The sequence below is a fragment of the Mycobacterium sp. genome (assembly GCF_036488105.1).
Taxonomy (GTDB): Bacteria; Actinomycetota; Actinomycetes; order Mycobacteriales; family Mycobacteriaceae; genus Mycobacterium.
On sequence record NZ_DASXHW010000559.1, the window covers coordinates 1 to 24,755 of the forward strand.

General features: G+C 69.8%; 34 protein-coding genes and 1 pseudogene. 9 read left to right on the forward strand and 26 right to left on the reverse strand.

Going from position 1 to position 24,755, the window contains the following annotated elements:
- The 6 genes and pseudogenes from VGH54_RS29390 to VGH54_RS29415 form a co-directional block, all read left to right on the forward strand.
- Positions 1 to 1,366 (forward strand): annotated as a pseudogene (locus tag VGH54_RS29390) (hypothetical protein); the annotation flags it as partial.
- Positions 1,367 to 1,389: 23 nt separating this feature from the next.
- The gene (locus tag VGH54_RS29395) at positions 1,390 to 2,049 is read left to right on the forward strand and encodes a hypothetical protein (protein WP_331515703.1); all 660 of its coding nucleotides are present in this window, start codon (positions 1,390 to 1,392) and stop codon (positions 2,047 to 2,049) included.
- 22 nt (positions 2,050 to 2,071) lie between these two features.
- Positions 2,072 to 4,300, forward strand: a complete 2,229-nt coding sequence (locus VGH54_RS29400; protein WP_331515704.1) for a hypothetical protein — start codon at positions 2,072 to 2,074, stop codon at positions 4,298 to 4,300.
- 525 nt (positions 4,301 to 4,825) lie between these two features.
- A complete protein-coding gene (locus tag VGH54_RS29405) occupies positions 4,826 to 5,293 on the forward strand; it encodes a phage tail fiber protein (RefSeq protein ID WP_331515705.1) in 468 nt (155 codons plus the stop codon).
- 165 nt (positions 5,294 to 5,458) lie between these two features.
- Positions 5,459 to 7,993, forward strand: a complete 2,535-nt coding sequence (locus VGH54_RS29410; RefSeq protein WP_331515706.1) for a hypothetical protein — start codon at positions 5,459 to 5,461, stop codon at positions 7,991 to 7,993.
- The gene (locus tag VGH54_RS29415) at positions 7,990 to 8,334 is read left to right on the forward strand and encodes a hypothetical protein (RefSeq protein ID WP_331515707.1); all 345 of its coding nucleotides are present in this window, start codon (positions 7,990 to 7,992) and stop codon (positions 8,332 to 8,334) included. The genes VGH54_RS29410 and VGH54_RS29415 overlap by 4 nt, the downstream gene beginning before the upstream one ends.
- A 221-nt stretch (positions 8,335 to 8,555) precedes the next feature.
- Here VGH54_RS29415 and VGH54_RS29420 read toward each other — a convergent pair whose 3' ends face one another.
- From VGH54_RS29420 to VGH54_RS29455, 8 genes are all read right to left on the reverse strand, one after another.
- The gene (locus VGH54_RS29420; protein WP_331515708.1) at positions 8,556 to 9,491 is read right to left on the reverse strand and encodes an AP2/ERF family transcription factor; all 936 of its coding nucleotides are present in this window, start codon (positions 9,489 to 9,491) and stop codon (positions 8,556 to 8,558) included.
- A 218-nt stretch (positions 9,492 to 9,709) separates the two neighbouring features.
- A complete protein-coding gene (locus VGH54_RS29425; protein ID WP_331515709.1) occupies positions 9,710 to 10,687 on the reverse strand; it encodes a hypothetical protein in 978 nt (325 codons plus the stop codon).
- Positions 10,688 to 10,842: 155 nt separating this feature from the next.
- Positions 10,843 to 11,037, reverse strand: coding sequence for a BldC family transcriptional regulator (locus VGH54_RS29430; RefSeq protein WP_331515710.1), 195 nt, complete (start codon positions 11,035 to 11,037; stop codon positions 10,843 to 10,845).
- A gap of 199 nt (positions 11,038 to 11,236) precedes the next feature.
- On the reverse strand, positions 11,237 to 12,172 hold the full coding sequence (locus VGH54_RS29435) for a hypothetical protein (protein WP_331515711.1): 936 nt from the start codon (positions 12,170 to 12,172) through the stop codon (positions 11,237 to 11,239).
- Positions 12,173 to 12,242: 70 nt separating this feature from the next.
- Positions 12,243 to 12,404: a hypothetical protein gene (locus VGH54_RS29440; RefSeq protein ID WP_331515712.1), complete on the reverse strand. Its 162-nt coding sequence runs from the start codon at positions 12,402 to 12,404 to the stop codon at positions 12,243 to 12,245.
- Positions 12,401 to 13,222, reverse strand: coding sequence for a hypothetical protein (locus tag VGH54_RS29445; protein WP_331515713.1), 822 nt, complete (start codon positions 13,220 to 13,222; stop codon positions 12,401 to 12,403). Before VGH54_RS29445 ends, VGH54_RS29440 begins: the two co-directional genes overlap by 4 nt.
- A 52-nt stretch (positions 13,223 to 13,274) precedes the next feature.
- Entirely contained in the window at positions 13,275 to 13,595 is a 321-nt protein-coding gene (locus VGH54_RS29450) for a hypothetical protein (protein ID WP_331515714.1), read from the reverse strand.
- Positions 13,592 to 13,834 (reverse strand): helix-turn-helix transcriptional regulator, encoded by a 243-nt coding sequence (locus tag VGH54_RS29455; RefSeq protein ID WP_331515715.1) that lies wholly within the window; start codon positions 13,832 to 13,834, stop codon positions 13,592 to 13,594. The genes VGH54_RS29450 and VGH54_RS29455 overlap by 4 nt, the downstream gene beginning before the upstream one ends.
- Before the next feature lie 70 nt (positions 13,835 to 13,904).
- Here VGH54_RS29455 and VGH54_RS29460 point away from each other — a divergent pair, with 70 nt between their 5' ends.
- From VGH54_RS29460 to VGH54_RS29470, 3 genes are all read left to right on the forward strand, one after another.
- Positions 13,905 to 14,387: a helix-turn-helix transcriptional regulator gene (locus tag VGH54_RS29460; RefSeq protein ID WP_331515716.1), complete on the forward strand. Its 483-nt coding sequence runs from the start codon at positions 13,905 to 13,907 to the stop codon at positions 14,385 to 14,387.
- A complete protein-coding gene (locus tag VGH54_RS29465) occupies positions 14,387 to 16,081 on the forward strand; it encodes a LacI family DNA-binding transcriptional regulator (RefSeq protein WP_331515717.1) in 1,695 nt (564 codons plus the stop codon). The genes VGH54_RS29460 and VGH54_RS29465 overlap by 1 nt, the downstream gene beginning before the upstream one ends.
- A 187-nt stretch (positions 16,082 to 16,268) precedes the next feature.
- Positions 16,269 to 16,850: a GIY-YIG nuclease family protein gene (locus tag VGH54_RS29470; protein ID WP_331515718.1), complete on the forward strand. Its 582-nt coding sequence runs from the start codon at positions 16,269 to 16,271 to the stop codon at positions 16,848 to 16,850.
- Here the strand turns inward: VGH54_RS29470 and VGH54_RS29475 are convergent.
- From VGH54_RS29475 to VGH54_RS29560, 18 genes are all read right to left on the reverse strand, one after another.
- Positions 16,847 to 17,119 (reverse strand): hypothetical protein, encoded by a 273-nt coding sequence (locus tag VGH54_RS29475; RefSeq protein ID WP_331515720.1) that lies wholly within the window; start codon positions 17,117 to 17,119, stop codon positions 16,847 to 16,849. The two genes, VGH54_RS29470 and VGH54_RS29475, sit on opposite strands and share 4 nt — an antisense overlap.
- A 22-nt stretch (positions 17,120 to 17,141) precedes the next feature.
- Complete coding sequence (locus VGH54_RS29480; protein ID WP_331515721.1) at positions 17,142 to 17,468, reverse strand: hypothetical protein; 327 nt, start codon at positions 17,466 to 17,468, stop codon at positions 17,142 to 17,144.
- 751 nt (positions 17,469 to 18,219) lie between these two features.
- Positions 18,220 to 18,348, reverse strand: a complete 129-nt coding sequence (locus tag VGH54_RS29485; protein ID WP_331515722.1) for a hypothetical protein — start codon at positions 18,346 to 18,348, stop codon at positions 18,220 to 18,222.
- Positions 18,345 to 18,476, reverse strand: a complete 132-nt coding sequence (locus tag VGH54_RS29490; RefSeq protein ID WP_331515723.1) for a hypothetical protein — start codon at positions 18,474 to 18,476, stop codon at positions 18,345 to 18,347. Before VGH54_RS29490 ends, VGH54_RS29485 begins: the two co-directional genes overlap by 4 nt.
- Entirely contained in the window at positions 18,473 to 18,991 is a 519-nt protein-coding gene (locus VGH54_RS29495) for a hypothetical protein (protein ID WP_331515725.1), read from the reverse strand. Before VGH54_RS29495 ends, VGH54_RS29490 begins: the two co-directional genes overlap by 4 nt.
- Positions 18,988 to 19,755 (reverse strand): nucleotidyltransferase domain-containing protein, encoded by a 768-nt coding sequence (locus VGH54_RS29500; protein ID WP_331515726.1) that lies wholly within the window; start codon positions 19,753 to 19,755, stop codon positions 18,988 to 18,990. The genes VGH54_RS29495 and VGH54_RS29500 overlap by 4 nt, the downstream gene beginning before the upstream one ends.
- On the reverse strand, positions 19,728 to 21,104 hold the full coding sequence (locus tag VGH54_RS29505; RefSeq protein WP_331515727.1) for a CCA tRNA nucleotidyltransferase: 1,377 nt from the start codon (positions 21,102 to 21,104) through the stop codon (positions 19,728 to 19,730). The genes VGH54_RS29500 and VGH54_RS29505 overlap by 28 nt, the downstream gene beginning before the upstream one ends.
- Positions 21,094 to 21,585 (reverse strand): hypothetical protein, encoded by a 492-nt coding sequence (locus VGH54_RS29510; RefSeq protein WP_331515728.1) that lies wholly within the window; start codon positions 21,583 to 21,585, stop codon positions 21,094 to 21,096. Before VGH54_RS29510 ends, VGH54_RS29505 begins: the two co-directional genes overlap by 11 nt.
- Positions 21,578 to 21,976 carry a hypothetical protein gene (locus tag VGH54_RS29515; protein ID WP_331515729.1) on the reverse strand — a complete coding sequence of 133 codons (399 nt, stop codon included), beginning with the start codon at positions 21,974 to 21,976 and terminating at the stop codon, positions 21,578 to 21,580. Before VGH54_RS29515 ends, VGH54_RS29510 begins: the two co-directional genes overlap by 8 nt.
- Entirely contained in the window at positions 21,969 to 22,214 is a 246-nt protein-coding gene (locus tag VGH54_RS29520; RefSeq protein WP_331515730.1) for a hypothetical protein, read from the reverse strand. The genes VGH54_RS29515 and VGH54_RS29520 overlap by 8 nt, the downstream gene beginning before the upstream one ends.
- Positions 22,207 to 22,596, reverse strand: coding sequence for a hypothetical protein (locus tag VGH54_RS29525; protein ID WP_331515731.1), 390 nt, complete (start codon positions 22,594 to 22,596; stop codon positions 22,207 to 22,209). Before VGH54_RS29525 ends, VGH54_RS29520 begins: the two co-directional genes overlap by 8 nt.
- Positions 22,589 to 22,876, reverse strand: coding sequence for a hypothetical protein (locus VGH54_RS29530; RefSeq protein ID WP_331515732.1), 288 nt, complete (start codon positions 22,874 to 22,876; stop codon positions 22,589 to 22,591). The genes VGH54_RS29525 and VGH54_RS29530 overlap by 8 nt, the downstream gene beginning before the upstream one ends.
- A complete protein-coding gene (locus VGH54_RS29535; RefSeq protein ID WP_331515733.1) occupies positions 22,869 to 23,030 on the reverse strand; it encodes a hypothetical protein in 162 nt (53 codons plus the stop codon). Before VGH54_RS29535 ends, VGH54_RS29530 begins: the two co-directional genes overlap by 8 nt.
- Entirely contained in the window at positions 23,023 to 23,268 is a 246-nt protein-coding gene (locus VGH54_RS29540) for a hypothetical protein (RefSeq protein ID WP_331515734.1), read from the reverse strand. The genes VGH54_RS29535 and VGH54_RS29540 overlap by 8 nt, the downstream gene beginning before the upstream one ends.
- A gap of 67 nt (positions 23,269 to 23,335) precedes the next feature.
- Complete coding sequence (locus VGH54_RS29545) at positions 23,336 to 23,554, reverse strand: hypothetical protein (RefSeq protein WP_331515735.1); 219 nt, start codon at positions 23,552 to 23,554, stop codon at positions 23,336 to 23,338.
- On the reverse strand, positions 23,551 to 23,790 hold the full coding sequence (locus VGH54_RS29550; RefSeq protein WP_331515736.1) for a hypothetical protein: 240 nt from the start codon (positions 23,788 to 23,790) through the stop codon (positions 23,551 to 23,553). The genes VGH54_RS29545 and VGH54_RS29550 overlap by 4 nt, the downstream gene beginning before the upstream one ends.
- Before the next feature lie 180 nt (positions 23,791 to 23,970).
- Positions 23,971 to 24,159: a hypothetical protein gene (locus VGH54_RS29555; protein WP_331515737.1), complete on the reverse strand. Its 189-nt coding sequence runs from the start codon at positions 24,157 to 24,159 to the stop codon at positions 23,971 to 23,973.
- Positions 24,152 to 24,755: hypothetical protein (locus tag VGH54_RS29560; protein ID WP_331515738.1), on the reverse strand; the 604-nt coding region annotated here is incomplete at its 5' end. The genes VGH54_RS29560 and VGH54_RS29555, both read right to left, overlap by 8 nt.

Consider the following 24,755-nt stretch of genomic DNA (forward strand, 5'->3'; position numbering starts at 1 on the left):
CGGGAGCGGGGGAACCTCCAGCGGCAACGGGGCGGCCGGCGGGCTGTCCAGCTTCACCGGGGACGGCGGCTCCCAGGCCCTGGCCGAGCCGGGAGCGGGCGGGCAGGACACCGGGTTCGGCGGCGGCGGCAACGGCGGGTCAGGCGGCACCGGGACGAGCGGCCACAACGGCGGCAAGGGCGGCAACGCCTACCCCTACACCGGCGGCGGCGGGTCGGGCGCGGGCCCCGCGGCGCAGGGCAACGCCGCGGGCAGCCCGAACGGCGCGACCGGGCCCGCCCAGGGCGGCTCCGGCGGGAACGGCTCCGGGGCGAATAACGGCGCGGGGCAGCCCGGGACGGCACCGGGCGGCGGCGGCGGCGGCTCGTACTTCAGTTCCTTCGCCGGCGGCGCGGGGGCAGCAGGCCAGGTGCGGCTCACCTACCCGGCGACGACGGGCGCGCCGACGGCGTCGGGCGGCATCGCGGTCACCGGCGGCGGGGCGGGCGGGGCCGGAGGTGCCACGGCCGGGTCGGCAGGGTCGGCAGGGTCGGCGCCCGGCGGGGGCGGCGGCGGCGCGGACTCGTCCGGCACCACCGTGGCAGGCGGCGCGGGGGCGCGCGGGCAGCTCGTCATCACCCCGTACGCCCCGGGGGCGATGAAGTCCCTGATCGTCCACCGGCCGCCGCTCGGCGCGACCAAGACGTTCCAGCCGATGGTCAGCGTGGGAGGCGGCGGGGACGCGCCCGACGGAACGCACCAGTACACGATGCCGCAGCCGGTGACCGGGGTTAACGCCGACTTCAGCGGCACGTACACGATCTACCTGGTCAGCAGCTCGTGGTCCGGCGGCAGCTCCAGCGGGACGACGCGGAACATCACGGTCACCGTGACGCAGTACGAGTTCGCCGGGGGACCGGGCTACTCCGTGTCCACGCTGCCGGTCACGGTCGCCCCGAACCAGGTGAGCAACGGGATCGTCACCGCAGGGGTGCTCACGCTGCCGGTTAAGGCGGTGGCGCCCGACAACGTCGGCGGCTACTACACCGTGAGCGTCACGGATTCCAACACGTCCGACCGCTTCTTCGACTGCCTGTTCTTGGACACGATGGGGCAGACGGTCGTCATCAACGAGCCGACCAGCGGATACGTCAATTATTTCATTGATGCGCCCGACCCGAACGTGTCGCTCGGCCGGATCATGGGCAGCCAGAACGGGCGCCCCGACGCGATCAGCGTGATGGACAACTGCACCGCGATCAGCGGCGGCCCCTTGTACGTGGAGCCTGCGGACGCTGACAACCTTCTATTTTGCTACTGCGCCGACGGCACCGCCCCGAACGTCTCTTTGAGCTACTTCAGTTGCTACTTTTTCGATCGAGTGTGAGTGATCATGTGGGAAACGGTGACATGAAGAAGCTCCTGCTGCTGCTTCTCGCCCTGCTCGCGGCACGCATGGCTGCCCGCGCACTGCGCCGGGAGACGGAGGTCGTGTCCCTGCTGTGGGCGCTCGTCGGCATGACCGCGAGCGCGAGCCTCGCCAACACGCCGAAGACGCGCTCCGTCGAGGACCGGCTCAACGGCGTCATCTCCACGATCGGCCCGCAGGCCGCGAACGCCTACCCGAAGACCGGCGGGACGATCTCCGGCAACGTCACGGTCAACGGCTCCCACACGGTCAACGGGCAGGTGAACGCGCAGACGGTCTCCGCGTCCGGCGCCGCGACGACGTTCGGCTTCACGTCCCACGGCAACCTCGGCGTTGACGGCACCGTCACCGTCGGCGGCGACCACAACGTCTCCGGCCAGGTCAACTCGGGCACCCTGTCGGTCTCCGGGGCCGCCACCGTCCACGGCTTCACCTCCCACGGCGGCCTGGTCGCCGACGGCACCCTGTCCGCCGCGAACTTCTCCGGCACGTTCTCCGGCTCCCACTCCGGCAGCTACGCGGGAGGCCAGAACCGCCCCGGCGGCTACCCGATCCCGCACGGCACGCCGTGGGAAGACCAGGTGATCGACGTCATCAACAACACCATCTCGGTCATCATCGGCGCGCACGTCTCCAACTGACGACTAAGGGGGAGGTGGCAGGGTGACGTTCGCGGGCGTCGGCACCAGCACGGCCAACTTCGCGACATCCAAGACGTTCACCCTTACCCCGCACGGCACCGGGAACGTCCTGCTGCTGTTCGTCTGGTCCGAGACGTCGGCGGACTTCGCCACGTCGGTGTCTGGCGGCAACGTCACGTGGGACTCCTCGCCGCTCGTCGCCCACACGGCCTTCACGGCGAACTCCGGCGTGGAGACGGTATTCAAGGGCCAGGTCACCGGCACTGCCGGCGCCACCGTCACCATCACCACGAACGCGGGCAGCCCGACCCTGCGGATCGCCTGGCAGGAGTTCAGCACTACGTCGGGGTACGCCAGCGTGACGCTGGACACCTCGGCCACCATCGACGTCGCCAGCGGCGCCACCTGCCCGACGGTCAACCCGTCTCACGGCGGCGGCGAGGCGTACTGCGCTTTCCTGTTCGATAATGGTACGGCTACCAGCGGTAGCACGTCCGGTTACACGTACAACATCGACCCGGCCAACGGCAACCCCCTCGTCTACAACGCGGCGTGCACCAGCGCGAGCCAGCACCCCAACCTCGGAGACACCGGGGACGGGTGCAGCGGCATCGCGGTCCTGCTGTACGAGGCGGTAACCACCGTCTCCGGGGCGGCGTCGCTTTCCGGGTCGGGCACGCTGGCAGGCTCCCCGATGGTGCTGGTACCGGGTGCGGACATCGCCTTGTCAGGCTCCGGCACCCTGTCGGGCACCCCTCAGGTGGCAGTTCCCGGCGCCGCCGCCCTGTCGGGGACCGGCACGCTCACGGGCACCTACCTGGTCAGCGGCGGGTCGGCCTCCCTGATGGGCTCCGGGTCGCTGTCCGCCGCGCGGTCCGTCACCTGGCAGGAATCTGCGGCACTCGCCGGCTCAGGGACGCTCGGCGCCGTCGAAACTGGCACACAGGAGCAGTCGGTAGCCCTGACGGGATCCGGCACGCTCGGGATCTCCGGGGAGAAGCTCGGCTACGTTATCGCCCTGGTCGGCACCGGCATCCTCACTATCCCGCAGGTGGTCGGCGGCCTCGTCAACGGCGTCGGCGGGGTGGCTACGCCGCAGGCGCTTCCCGGGTCGAGCCAGGTCGCCGTCGCCCCGCCCGGGTCGTCGAACTGGCAGTGGCTCGGGACATTGGGCCAGGTCACCGCCCTGACCTACTCGTTCGCCTGCCCCGGCGGGAGCGACAAGCTCACCATGACCATCATGAGCCCGGCCGCTTACAAGACCCAGCTGTTTGGCACCGGCTGGCAGGTCAAGGTCACCCGGGGCGGCCATCAGGTCTGGTACGGGAAGCTGGACCAGTCGCAGGCATCATCCGCAGGGTGGACCCTGACCGCGGTCGGGGCCGGCAACCTCGGCCAGAACTACGTGGCGTTCTACGCCCCCGGGGACGTGTGGCCCGCCGGGGAGCCCGACGAGATCATCAACCGGGCTATTATCCGTGGCCTGCCGTGGAGCAACCCGGGACTGAACTCCTCGCCGTACGCCTCGCAGTACTGGCTCGGCCAGGCAACCGACCCCGGATCGCAGACCGTCACCGCCTTCCTCGGCCTCATCTGCACGCGAGGCGGACTCGTGTGGTACGTCAACAGCCAGCCAGGCGGCGCGGTCTACGGCGGGAACAACCTGTCCATCTCCCCGCTCCCCACCGTGCCGAACCGGCTGCTGGTGTGCACGACGCCGATCTCACGGACGCTGGGCGGCTACTACAACAGCTTGTTCATCCGGTTTACGCAAACTGCCGACAACACCACGACCGGGGCGCCGGCCTCATATAACGTCGTACTGGCGCAGGACACTGCCTCGGTCGCGGCTCACGGAACGCTCGAGCAGTACGTCGATCTCAGCGACGTAGGAGTCATGACCAGCGCGCAGGCGCAGGCTGTCGGCAACTCGATTTTGCAGATATACCAGGCCGCCTCCTGGGCCGGCCCGTTCACTGTCAGCCACGGGCAATTGCTCAACATGGGCGGCCAGCCCGTGGATATCGCCTGCGACCAGGCTGGTTCGATGGTGCAGCTGGTCCTAACGGACTTTGCGTACGGGGGGTCCGTTGCCCCCGGGCCGATCCAGTTCACCGTAGGCGCGTACAGCTACGACGACTTCACCCAGACGGCTACCGTCACTCCGTACACGACGCTCGACCAGTCACTGAGCGGCCTGCTCAGCGCCTGGAACACGACAAACGTGCCCGTGACAGTGGCATCGACGTAGGGGCTACCGCCACGTCTCGCCGGTAACAACGAACCAGATGGCGCCCGTGGACACGGGCACTGCCGGAACTTCGCGTGCACGTGCATTCGTGGCGTGCATCCGCACGTGCATCGGACTACGCTGTGCTCAGGAGAGAACGGAGCCGGCCTATGACCGAACAGCCGCCAGTCCGGACGGTGAGCCCGGGCACGGCCACCGCGCCGGGCATGCAGCGCGTCCAGTGCATGTCGTGCCTCGCCATGGCGGAGATCCCCGAAGGCGTCGACGCGGGCTCGGTCACGTGGTGCGGCTGCTGCGCGCAGGACCATGACCACGGCCAGGCGGCGGCTTCCTGCCCCGGGAACGGGGGCGCCGGCCACGCGGGGGCGGCGTGCACGCGCTCCAACCCGCTCGCCTGCACCGTCATCACCCCGGCAGGGGAGGACTGCCCCGGCGGCCACTGCGGGCTCAGGGTAGAGGGCTGTGCCGTCTGCCGCCCCGTCGTCCACTACGGGATGCCCGTCGCCTTGCAGCTAGGAGCCTGACATGGCCGGCATGACGGACCAGTCGCTGGTCAACAATATCCTCACCAACCTGTTCAAGAGCACCGGCACCGTGACGTGGAACGCCTCCGGCTCCGGCGGCGTGTCGATGACGATCACCCCGCCGTTCCACCTGCGGCTCTACACCGCCAACGGGTCGGAAACCGGGAGCGGCACCGAGGCGACGGCGATCAACTGCCCCGGTTACACGCCGGGAAGCGTGGCCAGCAACTCGCTGGGAACGGCGTTCGCGGGCACCGTCTCCGGCGGGTCGTTCTCCAACGCGAACGCGGTGACGTGGACCGCAACGGGCACCTGGACCGCCATCACCGCGATCGAGGTCTGGGATGCCGCGGGCACGCCGGTCCGGTACCTGTGGGGCATCCTCGGTACGTCTATTTCCGGCGTGGTCAACGGCGATACGGTCCAGTTCGCATCGGGATCAATTACCGCAAATGCGTCTACATGGTGACAAACCGGGCAAATGGGTTTACGCGTGGCTAGCCAGTCCCGGGCCACCCTGCTCAGCCCGGCCGGCACGCCGGCACCGGGGGCGCGCCCCGGCAGCCTCGTGACCTAGCCGGCATCCGGGGGCCCGCATGCCTAGCCTGGTCCAGCCGAAGCCCGGCGGCGCCTGATGGCTGCCGTTGTCCAGTCCGCCGGCAACACGGGCGCCAACACGGTCACCGTCACCCTCGGCGCCGCCACCACGGCGGGCAACTGCCTGGTCGCCTGCATCGGCATGGGGAGCGGCGTCGGCCTCGCCTCGGTCTCGTCCGTCACGCTCGGCGGGGCCGGCGACAACTGGGCAGCACTGAAGGCGGCGGGCGACCTCACCAACGGCGCCGAGCAGCTGGCGGTCTGGGCCGACCCCAACTGCGCGGGCGGCCAGACTAACGTAACGGTCACTGTCCCCGGGGTGGCGGTGACCCTGGCGTACGTGTTCGAGGCCTCCGGTATCGCCGCGTCGTCCGTTCTTGACCAGTTCGGCACGGCCGACTCGGGCGGGACCGCCAGCGGCCCGGCGTTCTCCGTGTCCACCGGGGGCGCCACCGCCCAGGCATCAGAGCTGGCAGTCGCGTGCGCCTACGGGTACAACACCACGGTAACCGGGCCGTCGTCCCCGTGGGTGAACACGGCCACGCTGACGAGCACCGCCAGGACCCTGCAAGCCGGGTACAACGTCCTGTCGTCCGCCGGCACGGTCACGTACGCCGGGAGCTTCGGCGCGGCCACGTTCAACGGCCAGGTCCTCGTCACCCTGAAGGCGGCCTCGGGGACCGCGCACCCCGGCACCGCGCCCTTGTCCGGCTCAGGGACGCTCGGGGCGACGGCGACGGGCACGTACGCGGGGACGGCCGGGCTGTCGGGCTCCGGGTCGATGACGGCGGCGCGGCAGGAGACAGCCCGCGGCACAGCTTCCCTGTCCGGGTCGGGGTCACTGACGGCCACGGGGACGGCGGTCCCGCCGATCTCGGCCACCTTCGTGTCCACCGCCGGGGACGGCACGCAGACGTGGAGCGTCACCAGCCCCCTCAACGGGCCGTCCGCGTCCACGCTGCGGATACTTCCCCCGTCGTCGCCGTCCGGCAGTTACCCGCACAGCTTCCTGTTCGCGCTGCCGGTAAGCAACGACCTGGACACCACCTACGGTGACCCGATCTCCGTCATCGGCGACGACCTCGGCGCGCACAACGCCTACAACACGACCGTCGTCGTGCCGAGCTTCCCGATCCAGCCGTGGTACGCCGACAACCCGGGCAACGCCCAGCAGAGCCAGGAGTCGTTCATGACCGCCCTCGCGGCGTACATGGGCGCCAGCTCGTTCGCCAGCGGGGGCGAGAAGAACTACCTCATCGGGTTCAGTAAGTCGGGCATCGGCGGGCAGGGCCTCATCTTCCGCCGGCCGGACGTGTGGGCGGCGTGCGCGTCGTGGGACTTCCCCGCGATGATGACCTCCTACGACGGCAATGACGCCTTCCACGGGACGGTGGGCGGCGACCCGGCGGACTGCTACGGCACGGACGCGAACTTCACCGCGAACTACGAGCTGTCCAGCGCCCACCTGTCGGCGTGGGCGGCGGGCGGCTTCACCGCCTACGAGCGGCTGTGGATCGGCGGCTACCAGGCCTTCCAGGCTGACGTGAACGCGTACATGCCCGAGCTCACCTCGGCGGGCATCCTGTTCAACGGCGCGTGGAACACCCTCGAGAGCAGCCACGCGTGGCATGACGACTGGGTAGGCAGTGCCCTCGCCGCCATCATGGTCATGCCGGAGGCGCAGGGAACCGCGGGCCTGTCGGGATCCGGCTCGCTGGGCGGGGCGGCGCTGGTAACCGCACCTGGCGCGGCGGGACTGTCAGGATCGGGAACCCTCACCGCCGCAGGGCACAAGGCGGCACCGGGTGCCGCGGGACTGTCCGGGTCGGGGTCGCTCACGCCAGCCGCCGCGGTCACGTACCGCCGCACCGCAGGCCTGTCCGGCGCCGGGTCGCTCGGCTCGGCAGCGGCCGTCACGTACGCCGGGACGGCGGGACTGTCCGGCAGCGGGTCACTCACGGCGGCGGGGCATAAGGCCGTCCCAGGCACGGCCGGGCTCTCCGGGTCAGGGTCGCTCGGCGCGTCCGAGGCAGGCACCTACAGGGGAACGGCGGCGCTGTCGGGCTCCGGGTCGCTGACCGCCTCCGGCGCGGTGTCGGGCCAGTTCCCCGGCGCTGCGGCGCTCTCGGGCACGGGCAGCCTGGCCGCTCAGCCGGCCGTCACCTACGGCGGGGGCGCCGGGCTGTCCGGTTCCGGGTCGCTGGCCGCGGCCGGCTTCAAGCGCGTCCCGGGTGCTTCCGCGCTGTCAGGGACGGGGTCGCTGACAGCTAGCGGCACCGCCAGCGGGTCGTTCAGCGGCACCGCCGCGCTGTCCGGCCTCGGCGCGCTCGCCGCCTCGCCGGGCGTCACCGTGCCGGGAGCGGCGGCTCTCGCAGGCTCCGGCCTGCTCGGCGCGTCCGCCTCCGGGGCGCTCGCGGGAACCGCCGGACTGTCGGGCTCCGGGTCGATGACGGCGGCCGTGAGCGGGCTGGTGATCGACGACGCGCTGCTCGGCGGCACGGTCGCGCTCGCGTTCCCGCTCTACGCCGGGTCCGTGGCCGCTGCCGCATCCTACGGAGGGAGCATAAGTTGACCCAGATCATCAACCTGCCCGCGGCGGGCGAGGTGCTAATCGCGGGCGACGACCTCCAGTTCGCCGCCGCCCTCACCTACCAGGGGTCGCCCCTCAACCTCGGGTCGGTGACCTCGGTGACAGCCGTGCTGAAGCAGACGGCGGTTGCCGCCGACGCCAGCGGCGTGACCTACACCGTCGGGCACGGGCTGACCGTGACGAACTGCGCGGGCGGGCAGCTCACCTGGAACGTCCCCCGTGCCGACGTCGGGGCTAACCGGTGGTACCGGATTTTCGTCACCGACACTTCAGCGCGTGACGGGACCGCCCTCGCCGGGCGGCTGACACTGACGGACGGGTGAGCACATGATCCGCAGGAAAGACCAGGCAGGCGAGGACGCGCGGACGGTCGAGCGGGTCACGGCCGCACTCGAGGGTTACCTAGGCAGCGGCGCGGGGTCGGTGTCCGTCGCCCACGTGCTCGACCTGCTCAACCCGCGCGGCCTGTGGAGGTTCGACCCGGAGCGGGGGAATGCGCCGCAGGAGGCACCCAAGTCAGCGCCAGGTGGCGATCACGACGCAATCACAGGGTGCGCGTGGGCGGGTCCTCCAGGGAGCGCCCCTCCGGGAAGTTAAGCAGCGCAAACTCGCCCCACGCTGCCAGCGCTGCGGTGTCGTATGTGCGGGCAGCCTCTTCTTCGGTCCTGAAGTAGCCGAGTCCCCTATAACGGGGGCCATCCTTTATCTGCGCCCTCCACTTGCGGTCACGCCGATCCCAGGTAACGCCTTTGTACTTGGAGGAGGCAGGGCGTACTCGCTTACGCTGATTCGCGCTATTCTGCGTACCCGTAGCATCCCGGAGGTTGGACCGCCGGTTGTTGAGGCCGTTCCCGTCCTCGTGGTCAACTAGAGTCCAGCCAGTGATGATCTGGTGCATGCGCGCCATGGATCCTCGGGCGACCGTTATGGCGTAAGGGCCGTGCTTGCCGCCGCCCCGGTTCCGACGCTCGTGCTCGTCGACGTTCCACCGGTACTGCATGACGAGGTCGTAGTCCTCCGGATCGACTAGCGCAACCCGCCCGCGGGCATTCTTGCCGTACAGGGGCACCTCGCCGGGGTTCAGCCGCGAAAGGTCCGGCTGCGCTACTCCGCGGCAGCCGCACGACCTAGTGTGGCCGCGGCGCAGGCTAGAGAGAAGGATTACCTTCTGCTGGCCGCACTCGCAGAGGCAAAGCATCGCGCGGCCGGCGGGGAGACCGGCGCTCTCTCTGATCACGGTAAGACGAGCGAAGACGGTTCCGGCGGGCACATCCAGCCTTACGCTCTCATTCTGAGCGCAGCCGCACGATATTACGGTCCCGGAGCGCAGCGCACCCAAACGCAGGACCTTCTCGGTTCCGCACTTGCAGCGGCAAAGCATGGCGCGATAGGCACGGACTCCCCCTTGGACCCGGGGTGCTTCCCTGATGACCGTGAGCCGGCCGAAGACGGTGCCGGGCGGCACGACTAGAGTTCCCATGTCGCTGCTCCTGTAAGCAGTGGCCAAGCCCCGGGGGGTTCGCAGCCTCGCCGGGGCACTTACGTACATTCTATCGCTTCTTCCCTATCTACCTGGTACTTTGCGCCAAAATAATGTCTCAAGTCGTCCGGCCACGGCCCCGGGAACGTAGCAGCGCCCCCCGGCGGTACCTGTCTGCCGGGGGGCGCTGCGGGCTAGCTGTTCAGTTACGGGGCTGGCTACCGGGGCGTGACCACGTAGACGTGCGCCTTGGCGTCCGTGCCGGGGATCGGGTGGTGGCTGCCGTAGTTGCCCTCTGCCGGGCGGACGAACAGCGAGACGCTGTGGCCGGCCGCCAGGTTCCGCAGGTAGCCGAGGTCGGCCGCGCGGTTCCCGTTGTCGCAGGTGAAACCGACGTGCGCGACGCCCGGAGGGGTGTCGAAGCCGAACATGTACACCTCGACGCAGTGGTTGTCCGACGGCCAGCCCTTGACCGACTCCGACCAGCCGACCGTGGCCGTGTGCTGGGTGACGTTCACGACGTGGCCCGCGTACACGTACGGGGCCGGCGCCGGCTCGCAGGTCTTGCCGGTGATGTTGCCGTCGTTCGCCGTGTTGCCGTCGCCGTTGGCGGAGCTGTCGACCCACTTCTCGCACGCGGTGGCGTACGTCCAGCTGTACTTGCCGCCGCCCACGACGACGCCGGCCGGGCTGGCGAACGCCTGCTTGGCCCAGTCGCCGGTGGAGACAAAGCCGGCGCCCGTGGAGGAGAAGTTGTCGTTCTCCGTGGCCGGGACGATGCCGGTCAGGGTGTCACCCTCCGGGGCGGTCGCCGTCAGCGCGTAGCTGCCGTTGACCGAGCCCCGGACCCCGTTGTGCGCGACCTTCAGGCCCGGGGCGGCCTGGTTGGGCGTGCCCGCGCCGCCGACGGTGCTGAACCCGCCCTTGTCGGTGATGGTCACGTCGTACGCAAGGTCGCCGGCGGGGGTGCCCTTCGGCTGCGGCGCGGCCAGCGTGACGGTCAGCGTCCGGGCGAACGTGTCGTACGCCCACACGGGCGGGGTGCCGTGGCCGTTGTCCGGCCGGTTGATCACGTGGGTGACGGCGGTGACCGTCGTCGGCGTCACCGCCGCGTGCGCGGTCCCGCCTCCGGCGAGAGCAGCAGCGGCGACGGCAACGGGGGCCGCCAGGGCGGCAATGCGCATTGGTGCCTTCATAAATCGACCTCATTCTTCTCTTATCGTCTCCCCGCATAGTCGCGGGGAAGCATTTCACTGTGGCCTAAACCGGGGCGGTTATGCGGCACTTTCGGTGTGTAAGCAAGCACAGTTGCCCCGGTTCGGCCCGGTTTTTACGGAAAAACATTCCCAGTTCAGGGCTTCTGCGGCGGGATGCCCGCGAGCAGCGCCTGAACCTCGGTCTCCCGGTAGCGCCGGTGGCCGCCCAGCGTGCGGATCGACGTGAGCTTGCCCTTCTTGGCCCACCTGGTGACGGTCTTTGGATCCACGCGGAACCGGGCAGCTACCTCGGCAGGTGTCAGCAGGGGCTCAGGCTCAACTCGTGCCATTTTCGGATGTCCTTTTCCTGTTAAGTCCGCGCAGTCCGGCGTGGACGGGTAGGTTTTTATATGGCAATAACGGACATCCCGCGCGACGCCCGGCCAAGGGGGGATCCTGGCCGGGCGGAGTGGCCTAAGCTGTCCACGGCCGTCTCTCCCCGCTCATTTCCGTTCACGGGCGTACGCGATCGTTCGCGACCTGGAGTCATTACTTCGGCTCCGGGAAGTTCTTCGCGTTCAGGCCGCCCGTGGGAAGCTGGAGCCGCGACAGTTTCCGGTCCTCGCGGAACGCGTTCCAGGCCAGGCAGAACAGGGCTAGCTGCTCGTGCTCGGTGAGCCGCTCGCTGGTCACCTTCGCGTTGTACATCCGGTTCCGCAGGGCGAGCACCGGGTGGCCGGGGGAAAGGTCCGCCCCGTCGAGCACCCGCTCGAGGAACACGTCGGCGGCGAGGTGGTCCGCGCCGTGGAGAACCATCCACGCCATCGCGTAGACGGTCGCGCGCACCGGCCTGAACTCAAGCCTTGCCCGTGACGCGAAGTCAGCGGCGAGCCGCAGCCTCGCGTCTGTCGCGAGGTAGTCCAGCATCTCCGTCTGGGTCGGCGAGTACCCGCCCGCCCCGCCGCCGTTGGAGCGCAGGCCGTGCAGCCACCTCAGGGACCACCGGGTCACCGACGCGAGGATGCCCGGGTTCTTCTCGTTCGCGATCGCGAGCTGGTCGCTCAGCCTGCGCTTTAGCCCGGTGTCGATCGTGTCCTGCGCCTCCGGCTCGACCCCGGTCACCACGACCGACCAGAACGGAACCTCGGCCTGAAGGCACGCGTACAGGCGGTGCTGCCCGTCGGCGATGGTCCCGTCCCGGGCGATCTTCACCGACTCGCCGTTTCGGTGCCAGCGGCCCGCCTTCATGTCGCGGGCGTACTTGTCGACGCCCTCGTCGAACCGCAGCGGCCGGTTGTCGCGGGCCTTCCCGCCGTTCGACGCCCGGTTGGCCGACACGACCGCCTCGTGGCGCCTGATCCACTCCCGCGCCAGGTCCGGGGTGATCTCGGTCATCTCAGCCCGGATCTCCGCCGCGGGGGCGCCGTCAGGGGACGGGGGCGGCTCGGTGGGCTTGAACGGGTCAAGTACTGATGGTGCTGTCACTGTAGGATCTCCTTTGAGTGATGTGATCTGCTGGCGCTCCCGGTCGTTCCTGTCGGCCGGGAGACACCTCTTACTCCTCGTCCGCGATCTCCGCCTCAAGCAGGGCGTACTGATCGCCGTCGTCCGGGCACCGGGGAAGAAGTAGTGTCCGGGGCGGCCGTCTCTGCTTCCTCGCGATCGACAGCAGGAGGGCGACTCCGGCGGCCTGGGACCTCTCGTAATCGGAGCTCACGCGGGCACCTCAGGCACGACGATCCCCCGCTGCTCGCAGGCGTCCATGCACCGCAGGCACTCGCGGACCCAGGCGGCGCTCCCGCGGTGGTCCCAGAACGACGAGTGCTGGACCCGGTCTTCTGGGCAGTACGGGTCCTCGCTGCACTCCCGGCCGTCAACGTGGACGACCAGGCGCCCCGGGCAGTACAGGCGGGGATGCCGGCCCTCTTCAGCCGCCACCCACCTCTTGTCGTAGTCGACCGCCGCAGACGAGCAGTAGGGACTCCCGCGGCGCAGGTGGAAGACCACGGGCGGCCCGCCGGGAAGCAGCAGGTTCTCGCCCTCAAAGGCGATCGACTTCTGCCTGCTCGTTACCGGCTCGCCGCACTTCCAGCAGCAGCCCGGGAGGATGGACTCCAGCCGGGCCACCTCTGCCATCTGCTTCCCGGCCTCCGCGTCGATCTCCAGGTCACGGCACGGCCACGGGTCCCCGCACTCACTGCACACCGGGTAGTGGGAGGGCAGGACGTAAGCGCGCGGGCCGCGGTAGGGGCGTACCTTGACGTGCCGCAGCTTCCCGCCCCTCGCCGGGGCAAGGACGAGGTAGACGGGCCTGAACTGCCAGTCCTCCTCGGATTCGCGTGCGCCGTTTATCGCCTGGTAGCCCCGCTGGTCGCCCTCGTCCCAGTCGGCAACCGGCACGAGGCGCACCTCGCGGACACGCCATACCTCCCGGTCAAGCTCGAGCCGGTCGCCGGGCACCAGGTCGCGCCACGCGCGCCGCTCCCCGCCCTGCGGTCGCCACATGTCACCGCGGCGGCCCCAGAAGAGACTCACCGCTCACGCTCCGGCCTCAGGAACGCGGCGAGCGGGGGAACGGCGGGCGCGGTCATGCGGCACCTTGCTTTCGCTTGGGAGTTCGCGACTGGAGTGTCCGCCCGTTCTCTGGCGCATTGCGCCGCCCGGCGATCGGTACGGGAGCCGAGGATGTGGCCTGCGGCTTCCTCGCGCCTGCGCGGGCGATCTCGGACAGGTCAGCAGGGCTGAACATGACGGTTCGCCCTAGCCGAGTGCACGGGATGGTCCCCTTGCCGGCGTTCCTCTTCAGCCAGTAGGCGGTCTTCCCCGGCAGGATCCCGGCGGCTTCCTCCGGCGAGTACAGCACCGGGGCACCGACAGCGGCCAGTTCCCCCGGCGTCGGGCGGCTCATGCCGCGCACCCGAGATCGGATAGCGGCACGGCGAAGATGCTCGCCAGCTCTGCGGCTTCCTCGAGGGTGACGCGCCGCTGCCCGCGCTCGATCCGGTACACCGTGTTCTGGTGCCAGGAGAAGTTCCTGCCGGCCATCTCCGCGGCCAGTCCCCCTTGCGACCACCGGCCGGCGCGGCGGAGTTCCCGTAGCCGCGTGCCGATCGCCTGGGGTGAGTACGTGTCGTGTGCATTGCCCACAACGGGAGCATATAGCACTCAACACCGTTGCGCATTCATCATGACCACATCATGTTGTAGAGTCGCTGGCATGGAATCGGAAGGGCACGCCGACAACCGGAACGTCGGCCCCAACCTCCGCGCCATCCGCGGCAGTAAGGGGCTCTCGCAGACATGGATTGCCAGGGAGATGAACGCGCTCGGCTGGCCGTGGCACCAGACGACTGTCGGGCGCGTCGAATCTGGCGCACAGGTCCCTACTCACGGAGAAATGGTCGACCTCGCCGCGGTCCTCGGCGTCACTCCCGAGCGGCTAGTGATGCCGAGCGAGGGGGCATCCGAGATCGCCGCCATAGAAAAGACAGCCGACAGCCTGCGCCTGTCATGGATCGACGCAATGAAGGCAGTCCGCAGCCTGCGCCGTGCCGTCAGGACGGCGCGGGATGCACTGCCGGGGGCGGAGGCGAGCTCATACGAGCGCGTTCGGGAGATCGCCGGGTCGATCGCTGCCGACCTAGAGCAGTACACCCTTGAGGCCGCCCTCGCGGAGGCCGAAAAGTCAGGCGACTCCTGATGGCCTACGCCGAGAGAGTCCCCTCGCCGAAGGGCGCCTACTACCGGGGCCGCTACAAGGCGCCGGACGGGTCCTGGCTCACCGTCCGCGACGAGCACAACGAGGTCATCCGGTTCGAGAAGAAGGCCGACGCCAAGCTCGCCGGACAGGACCGCGAGTCCGACGTCCGCGGCGGCCGGTGGAAGCCGTCCGACCGGGGGCAGACCCTATTCAGGGGCTTTGCCACCGACTGGCACGCCGGGCTCGAGCTGTCGTGGTCCACGATCATCAACTACCGGCACCACCTCGAAGACCACCTCATCCCCTTCTTCGGCGAGTACTCCCTGGCCGAGATCGACAAGGAACTGATCGGGAAGTGGAAGCGGCACGAGCGGTCCTACGGGTACTCGGAGGCCAGCATCAGCAGCTGGCACGGGACACTGTCGAACTGCCTCGGCGACGCGGTCCCGAAGCACATCGACACCAACCCGTGCGCCCGAAAGCGCGGCAAGGGCCGCAAGAGCGGGGCACGGGAGAGGACGGGAACATCCCAGGGCCGTGACGTGCCGGTCGCCGGGCCGCTCGAGGTGCTGCTGATCGCCGAGCGGATGAGCATCCTCACCGGCCGCGACGACGAGTTCGTCATGACCCAGACCGGGTTCTGGGGCGCGCTGCGCATGGGCGAGCTCATCGGCCTGGAGCGCGAGTACGTACTCGGCCGCCAGTGCAGGGCGAAGGGCATCCTGCGGGTGAAGTGGCAGCTGTACGAGCTCAGCCCCGGGGGGTACGAGGAACTGCGCGAGCAGGCACCGGGCGGCTTCCTGCGCTGCCCGCCGAAGGACGACTCCTACGGGGACGTGCCGCTGCCCCCGTTCATGCGGGTCATGCTCGAGGGGCACGCCGCCAGGGTGCCCGCCGTGCCGTGCCCGTGTCACGGCCGCGCCTACATGTTCCGCGGCTGGCAGGAGGCGCGGCGTCAGCGGGGGAACGTGCCGCTGAAGGACATCGCGGCGCTCGCCGGGGTCACCAACACCGCAGTGTCGGCGGTACTGGGCAGGTCGGACATGAGGATCCGCGCCAGCACCAGGGAAAGGGTGCTCCGCGCGGCCGAGGCCTCCGGCTGGCAGCCGGCCGGGGAGGGGCCGGAAGGCCCGGCCCCTCACTGGCGCCGGTCGTCGATCGGGGAGAAGTTCACGGCGGCGGCCACCGGGATCTGGCCGGGGCGCAAGCGGAACGACCGGGTCGGGCAGGCGGTGACGCTCCGGGGGGACTGGCCGGGCGAGCTCGTGTCGGGGAAGAACGCCGCCAGCCGCGCGGAGTGGTGCTGGATGCCCGTGACCGAGCCCGGCGTCCACCCGCACCTTGAGCGGCACTGGGTGAAGACGTGGATGGAGGAAGTGGGCACGCCGGAGATCTTGTCGGAGTCAGTGCTGCGGCACCGCATCCCGGGGATCTCGGGCGCCTACCGGCACGTGTCGCCGGAGATGCTCGCCCGGCTGTCGGCCGCCCAAACCGAGGCGTGGGAGGCGGCGCTTGACGCCCGCCTGGAGATGTCCGAGCGGAGTCCCGTCGCGGTGCTCGACGAGATGCTCCGGCAGCGCCTCGAGGCCCGGAAACCCCGCCTCGTCCCCAGCAGTTCCCCAGGAACGGCGAAGTCGGTAGTCCAGTTTGAGGGTCGCACCCTTAGTGACCAGCGGCGAAGCGATCGGAGATGAATGCACGGCATCTTTCTACCAACGGAAGTATTCGCCGTACGTCAGCACTGTCCGTTTTCGCAGGTGAACACCACTCGTGTTCGCGTCCGCAGGTCAGCGGTAGTGCGCTCGCGTGCGTTCGGGTGAACCCGAGTGCATCCGGCGTTGTTCGCGTCCCCAGGAATTCCCCAGAAACGGAGTCACTGACTTGAGCGTCATCGACTCAGACGGACCCGTCTGCGCGGCCCGCTGGGCGACATCGAACCGGGTGCACTTCGCGGGCGACCCGTGCGGCAGAACCGCGACTGAGGAGATCGGGGACATCGACCTCTGCCTCCATCACTACCACCGGGCGCTCGACTGGTTCGGCAAGCGGCACGCGGAGATGCCGCTGAAGTGGAAGCAGCAGCGCAAGGAGTCAGAGCGGATCGCCCGCGAGACGAGCAGCGTCGTCTACTACCTGCTGAGTGAGACGACCGGGTTGATCAAGATCGGGTACTCATCGAACTACCGGGGGCGGCTGTCCAGCCTCCGCGGCGAGCACGGGCCCCTGCGGCTCCTGCTGGCCACGGTCGGCGGCCGGGTCCAAGAGGACGAGGCGCACAAGGCGTTCGCCGAGGATCGGGACCACGGCGAGTGGTTCCGGCCGGGCAAGTCGCTGCTGCTGTACATCCGGCGCGCCCGGATGGCACAGGGGACTGGCGCGAGCCGGCTGCCTGAGCCCGTCCCGATGGCCGAAGTCCGGGCGCTGATCCGGGAGCACAGGAAAGCCGCCTCCGCTTCCGCCTAGCCGATCTCCCTCATGCGCTCGCGGTCGACGAGGTAAGTCTCGTTGAACGTCTCCCTGCCGATGCTCCACTCCACTTCCACGATTTCGCGCCCGTGCCTGTCGCGCCACCACGCGCGGGCCCGGACCCGGCGCCAGTCCCCGTCGCCGAACAGGAAGTCCCAGGGGAGGTTGAGGCCGGTGCGGTAGGACGGGTCGGGACCGCGGCCGGGGGAGTCGGCGGGCATGGCGACCTCGAGTGCGGGGCACAGCTTGGGGTCACGGGGCGGCATCAGAGAAGCCCAGGCACAACCGTCAAGATCGCGAGGCCGCGCGCTCGAGCCAGGCCGAGTACCGGTCGACGATCACGTCGTCGCGAAGGAACGGGTCGCGGATCCAGATGTCCCGCACGGCGCCGAAGTGCGCATGGCAGAGGTCGAGCCAGCAGGGCGGGCCGATTATGTCCGAGGGGCCTGCGCTGACGGCAGTCCGGGCCCGCTCTCCGCAGAACACGCACTGGTGGACCTCGTCAAGCCGGCGGCGACTGACCGCGCCGCCGACGTCGGCCTTTTCTGCCTCCGTCAGGCGCGGCAGCGTCCCCCACAAGGGGAACAGGTCTTCAAGCTCGAGCACGGGGCGCATGAGTGCATGGTACGGGCGCGGCGGCTTACCCGTTCCTCCGCCGTGACCTCCGCGCGAACTTCCGACGCCGCGGCGTCCGCTCGGGAGTGCCGCCGTCCAGCCCGACCCGCTTCCTTAGGCCGCTGACGTTCTTCGGCGATCCTGTCCCCTGAGGGAATCCGAGCGCCCGGCAGCACCCCCGGCACCTCGGCAGCCCCATGCGGGAGAAAACACCGGGGATCGTCACCGTCCGGGCCACCTGCCCGCAGGCCAGGCGCACGGGGGTCGTCACTGCCCAGTCCGCCGCCATGTCCGCCCGGTGGGCCTCGGTCCACTCGCTGTCGCGGACGGCGTGGAGGAAGCGGTTGCGGCGGGTGACGAGCCAGTCGAATTTCGCGATGCGGATGAACTCGGTGGGATCTTCAAGCTCAGCGGCTCTCGCCAAGGCAGCTCCTTGACAAAACGATGCTAACCGTGCGTATTATCTCGAATACGGGTAGTAGGCACACTCTCGTAGGCAAAGAAGGATTTGCCTGGCTTTAAGTGCCACTTGAACTGAGGCGGTACCCGGGGCGGCCCGCGGGTACCGCCTCAGTCGTGCCGCTAGATGTTGCGGCGCGACCGGCTGGCTAGCGATGACACTGAGTGCAGCCGGAGACATCGCAGTGCGTTGTCTGCGGCCTGCCGTCACCGTCCCACCAGTTCTGGCAGTGGGGTCCGCATCTCATCTTCCGTCACCTCCTCGCCGCGGTGAAGGAAGCGGAGAGGACGCTCACGGCAGGCGCGCCCAGTGCTGCTGCTGCGCCCAGGCCTCGGCGTACTCCAGGCTGTGCCGCAGGTGCAGGGGGACGAACGGGCCGCTCACGACCGCGGCGTTCCCGTTGGCCATGCTCCTGCTCACGCCATCACCGTCCACGAGCTGTACTGAGTTGCCCGATACTCGGCGTACTCCAGGTTGTGGCGGAGCCAGAGCGGGATGGCCGTGCCCGATGCGGACTCGCCGTTCCCGTTAGCGAAGCTCCTGTTCATGATGGTTCCTTTCGTAGTTCCCGCAGGTACCCGAACAGGCGCTCCTGCTGTGCCCTGCTGATCCCGGTCCCGCGCATCGCCTCGGAGACAAGCTGGTCGGACTCTGTCGCCTCGGCAGCCTCAAGCCACTGGAGGGCCATGGACCGCGCGGTGACGGCAGCCACCGGCTCGCGCTTAGATCCCCGGCGAAGCAGGACAACGGCATCGCCGGACCTGGTCGACCCCGCCGGCAGCAGGTCCAGGGTGCCCGGGGTGCCGAACTCCTTCACGCCGCGCCCCTTGAGCAGGTCAGTGATCAGCGCTGACGCGATCCCGCCGTCCAGCTTCAGCTTCGCGACCAGCGTCATCATCATCTCGGCGTAGGCGGCGCACGCCACCATGTCCAGCGCCGCCTTGCGGACTTCCGCGACAGGCGCATACCACTGGAAAGCTCCCCACGTAAACAGGCACGCGGGCTCGCCGTCAGGGTCGCGCGTCGACTCGACCCGCAGCGCCTCGTCTTCGTCGCCGCTCACGCTGTCACCGCCTTGCCCGTGCCGCACTCCCGGTCCCAGTACGCCGCGCGGACGCTCCGGAGCCACCGCTCGGCGGCCTCCTCGTCCGGGCGGTCAGGCAGCACGCCGGGGCTGTCGAAGGCAGCCTCCGCGCCGCCGAGCGCCTTGCGCGCGAGGTCCAGGTCCCCGGCCTCGATCCGCTCGCCGAAGCGGCGGCACTCAACGGCGATCTCCGGGGCCAGTCGCACGGTCAGCCGTCCCGTCAGGTGAAGCCCCGTCCCCTGGTGAAGCAGCCTCCACAAATGGCGGGCGTGCTTTGCGGTCCTCTTCCTGGTGTCAGCGGAGAACGAGCCGTCGCCCCTGTTGCTGATCCGCGTGAACTGCTGGGAGGCATAGCCGAGGAACGCGTCCCGGACCGCCCTCGCCGACAGGAACGACGAGCGGATCTCGATCAGGGCATCGCCCTCGGGCGTCCGGACCTCGTAGTCCTCGAGCCAGGCCAGCTCCGTGACCGTCGGGTTGCCTTTCAGGAGCAGCGCCGCCAGCTTGCCGGCCTCGTGATAGACGGCGTCCGGGTGCGTGCTGACCCAGGTTGCGGCTTTCCCGGTCGGCGGGTGCAGGCCGTGGAACGCGACGGTCGGCGCGGCGTAGCAGCCAAGGCGGTCCACGTCGCTGCCGTCGTGCGCAAGCCCATAGGCAGTTGATCCGACGACACCCGCAAGCAGGATGTTCGGTGGTGGCTTCCTGTCACCCTCGGCTAGGACGGGTAGTTCCGGCTCAGCCATTGCACCGCTCCTTCCTCACTGTCGAATTCCTCGTTGTCCTGAGCGGCCAGCGCAGCGGCCAGTATCGGCTTGAAGGCCGGGCCGGGCGTCATTCCCGCCGCGATCAGGTGATGGCCGGTCAGCAGCCCCTTGGGCGGGCGCTCGGTTATCGTCAGGTCGCGGCCGATCTCAAGCCACTGGTCCGCGGGGTTTGGCGCGCCCGGGTCGCCGCGGCCCTTGTGGTCGGCGCCGACAACGAGGGAGAACTCCGCGAGCGTGGCGGGCTCAAGCCGTCTGACGAGCCTGCGCACTGCCGGCTTCGTCGGCCTGTTGACGACGCACATGTGCTCGCAGATGAGCGGGAGGATGCGCGCAATGGTGTCCTGCGGGCAGCCGACCGAGCGCAGGAACGCCGTGGCGGGCTCAACGCCGGCCTCCGCGTGCCCGTGGGAAGTGATCCGGTCGCCGACCTGCGTGTGGGTGATCTTGCCGACGTCGTGCAGCAGGGCCGCGAACACGACGACCAGGCGGTCAGTCCCGGTCAGTCCCCCTTCGTCGGCGAGGCGTGCGGCCTGGTCGGCGGACAGCCCGGCGTGGGTCCAGACGTTTCCCTCGGGATGCCATTCGGGGTCCTGCACGATGCGGTGCATGTCTGCTAGCACGGGATAGCACGTGTCCCAGCAGGTAGCCCGCAAAACGGCCAGCGCCTCGGTCGCTCGTGTTCCCAGCGTCCCGATCTTCTCCCACTCAGCCCATACCCGCTCGATTGAGAGCTCAGCGTACGAGCCGAGAAGGGTACGGCACAGGCGCGCGGTTTCCGGCGCCATGTAGAAGCCGAACCGGGCGGCGAACTGAACCCCGCGCAGGACCCGGAGCGGGTCGTCGGCGAACGCGGCCGAGGTGTGCCGCAGGATTCCCGCCTTCAGGTCCGCGAGGCCGCCGTGGTAGTCGATGACCTCGCCGGTTCCCGGGTCGGCCATGAGCGCGTTGACGGTGAAGTCCCGCCGGGCGGACGCCTCAGCGAAGCCGAGCTCGCCGTCCGGGATGACGGAGAAGCCGCGGTGGCCCGCGCCCGTCTTGGACTCGCGGCGCGGCAGCGAGACGTCGACCTCCGCATCCCCTGCGCGGACCTTGAACACGCCGAACGACTTACCCGCCTCCGTCACCTTCCCGGTACTGGCGAGCGCGGCGCCCAACGCGTCCGGGTCCGCAATCCCGTAGACCTCGATGTCGATGTCCTTGCTGTCGATGCGCATGAGGGCGTCGCGGACGTAGCCGCCTACCAGCATCGCCCGCCCGCCTGCGGCGCGGATGACGGCCAGCACGTGCTCGACCTCCGGCGTAGGACGGGGAAGCAGGTCAGTCGTCACGCTCCCCATCCTTCCGCGCCGCCTCCCGCAGCACCCAGTGCATTACTCGGCCTGCCTCGACCCAGCGACCATATAGATGGCTCACGCAGTAGGACCAGAAATCATCCACCCGCCCGTGACTGGTCCGGCGCCCCCGGTTCAGCGCCGCGACGGACGGCTCGCCGCACGCCCGGCGCCCCCGCCCCTGGCGGCGGCACGCGTGACCGGAGTCCAGCCGCCAGTCCGGGTCGGCGACGGCCACGAGCTCGTACCCGTCCGGCACGTCGCGGTTCTCGGCGGCGAGCATCTTGTTCGTCACCCACGACATCGTCTGCCCGCAGTGCTGAGGCCAGCCGTAGCGGAGGTACCCGGCGGCGTCGTCGAGGGGGCGCTCCCCGCCGCAGGTGGTGCAGCGGAGGATTCCGCCGAGGACGGAGAGGTCCGCGGCGATAGCGCCGGGAAGGGCCATCGCGCGGGTTACGATCTCGGGCACGTCAGTCATCTTCGCCTCGCTCCGGCGGCAGCATGCCCCGCAGGAGCCGCTTCGCCTTGCCGTCCCACTCGTGCCAGTTCTCGTTCCCGCCCGGCGCGTACTCGCCGTTCTGGCGCAGGAAGTGGGCTTCCTCGAGCAGCTTCAGGGGTGGCGACTTGTAGTCAGTGCCCAGCAGGGCGCGGCTCCCCTCGCCGGTCAGCCACGCGAGGCACGTGCGCGGCATGACCCCGTGCTTCCAGCCGAGAAGCCCGCGCTCCGCGAGGCCCTCCAGTGCCCGGCGGTGCCGGGTGCTGAACGTCCAGCAGTTCTCCCCGAGACGGTACCGGGCGACTAGAACCTCAAGGGCGAGGCTTTGCGTCGGGGGAAGGTCGTCGTAGGTATTCATCTCCGCGTCAGGCATCCGGACTCTCCTTCTCCGCCTCAACGGTGACGGTGAGCCGGGTGCCCGCCGGGAAGTCGGCCGCCCGTACCGTGACGCCGGGGAGCATCAGGAGCGCGCTGTCCGCCCGGTCGCGTCCGTCGCGCCGCCAGTACAGGCCCGGAAGCCACGCTCCCTCGCGGGTCGGGTGGGGGACGGTGACGGCGGTCAGGCCGATCTGCACTGGGCCTTCGGCGGGGGCGTAGAAGCGGCTAGCCATCGCCGCTGGTCTTCTCTTTCAGCACGGCGAGGACCGTCGTCGTTCCCTGCCCGGTAAGGGCGCCCAGTACGGCGGCGTACTCCTCGCACGGCCAGTCCGCACCGCAGTGGCACTCGCTCCCAGAGGGAAGGTCAGTGCAGCACCACTCGCCGCTGTCGGCCTCGAAGTGCTGGTCCCAGTCCCGTTGCGGGTCGTGGGGGCAGGCGCCCGGGTGGTCCTCGTCCGAGGCTAGGCCGTAAAGGATGTCCTCGCCGTGCACATGGCTGACGACTTCGGCGGCGAGCAGGAGACGTTGCAGGGACGTGTCCCGGTCGGCCGAGAACGGGCGGTTGAAGGTCTTGCGGATCTCCCCGATGGCGTCGGTCAGTGAGTTTTCAGCCACTGGAAATCTCCTCTCCGGTTATCGCGCGGGTGATGGCGTTGTACGTGGAGCATGGCCAGTCGCCGTCGCAGAGGCGGCAACGGCGGTGCGCGCCCGGCTCGCAGTTCTTGCACTCGCGACCCTCGTGCAGCTTCAGTACCGCCTCAAGGGCGGCCAGGAGGCGCGGAACGTCGACAGCAGCCGAGTCGGACAGCCGCGCTGCCTCCGCAACCCCCGCGTCCCGGCGGTAGCCGCGGCCCCTGATCTTCGCCAGTGCGGCGAGCGGCGTGCCGTCAGCCATGCGCGGCCACCGCCTCCGTCGCGTCGAGGACCCGCCGCAGGTCCGCCCGGCCCTTGTAGCCGAGCTTGAGCAGGGCGTCGGCCAGGGTTTCCTCGCGGGCCCGTGCGAGGGCTTCGGCGAGAGCCTCGGCCGTCAGCGTTCCGGGGTCAGCCACCGTCCGCCTCCATCTCGCGCATCTTCGCCAGCGTGGTCCGGTTCGCGCTGAGCAGGCCGCCGTACGGGGCGGCGGCGGTCATGTCGCCTGCGGCAACGAAGTGCGCGTGCACCCCGTGGTCGCTGTTGATGCGCGTCGTCAGGTCGTCCTTGAGTGACTGCCAGAGGGCGCGCATCCGCTCTAGCTCTGCGTTCACCGGGTCGCGCTCGATCACGTTGTCGGTCTTGAAGTCTTCCATTTTCAGTCTCCTGTCGGTTGAGGGGCCCGTCCCCGCTGGGTGGAGAGCGGGGACGGGCCGTCTAGGGCTAGCCGCCGTTCGCCTCGGCGGGCTTGTGCTCGGGGCAGTAATCCTTGTCCCAGGAGCGCGGGTGGCGATCGGGATGCACGTGGGTCCACCCGGCCTTCGCGGCTCGCTTGCGAACCGCCGCCCGCGTCTCGCCGAGGTCGCCCCGGAACTCCGCGCGGCAGCGGTGCTGGTCCCCGTTGCAGTTCAGCACGTAGTAGCGGTGCTCGAAGGCGGTCACCGGCCGGCCTCTCTTTCAGCCCCCAGCTCGGCAGCGGCGAACAGGTGCATGACCGCGTCGCGGGCTTCCCCGCCAAGGTCGAGCACGACCTCGGCGGCGGCGGAACCGTCCTCCGGAGGCGCGTCGGTGACCTTCAGGCGGACGACGCCCGGCGCGTGCCAGCACGTGAGCTTCTGGCCGCCGGCCTCAACCGAGCCGGCCTCGGTCCAGCGTGCCTCCGTTGCCGTTTCAGGCATTTCCCTTCCCCCCTGCCGCCGTGGCGGCGTCGATCGCGGCCTGCCGGGCCGCGAGCCAGTCCCGTTCCCTCTGCTTGCGCCCGTAGGTGGTTTCCGTCTTGTGCGTCACCCGGCGCCCGGACGGCGTGCCGCGCCATGCACGGCGGCGCTCCCGGCGCGAGACGCGGTCATGGTCGGGCATCACCGGGGCTCACCGCCTGTGCCGAGCGCCTTCCCCAGTACCTCCGCCACCGTCTCGGGGCTGTCGTCCTCACCGAGGCCGAGGCGTGCCGCGATCCTGTCCGCGTACGCGGAGCCGTCCCGTCCCGCGCGCAGGGCAGAAGCGAACAGCTTCGCCAGGTCCGGCAGCGGGTCGTAGTTCTCAGCCATCGCGTCTCTCCCATGCCGCCGTCACCTGGCGGTGCATCTCGTCGGCGCGGTCCGCCCGGCGCACCGCCCTGCCATGGCCCGCGCGCGCCCGCTCCCGCTGGCTGGCGGAAAGCTCCTCAAGGGCGAGTGTCAGCACCGAGTACGTGTCCCAGTCCCCGGTGTCGAACGTCACCGTCCGGGGGCCGGGGATGGCGAGCGCGGGGCGGAGCGCTCTCTCCGCCGCGTCCGCGTTGCCGTCCCCGCTCAGGCCGAGACGGGCGCGGAGCCTTTCCGCGTACTCCCGCTGGCTGACGTCGTCGCGGGTGATTACCGCCGCGAGGACGCCCGCGAGATCGTGGAGGGTTTCGTTCCGGTCGGTCACGCGAGTGTCACCTTCCTGCCGCGCGTCGTGCGCCGCATCCTCGACGAGGGCGAGGTCTTCAGGGTGCACGGCCTTCGCGTGCTCGCCGCCCTCAAAGCGGACGAAAGCGAAGTGCTTACTCACGCAGGTGATCGTTCCCTGCTCGCGGGGACCGCCCTCGGGCTCGTAGAACACTTCGCCGCCGATGCGCTGGCGGCACTCGTCGATCGTCATGCTGCCGCTCCCTTCGCTTCCG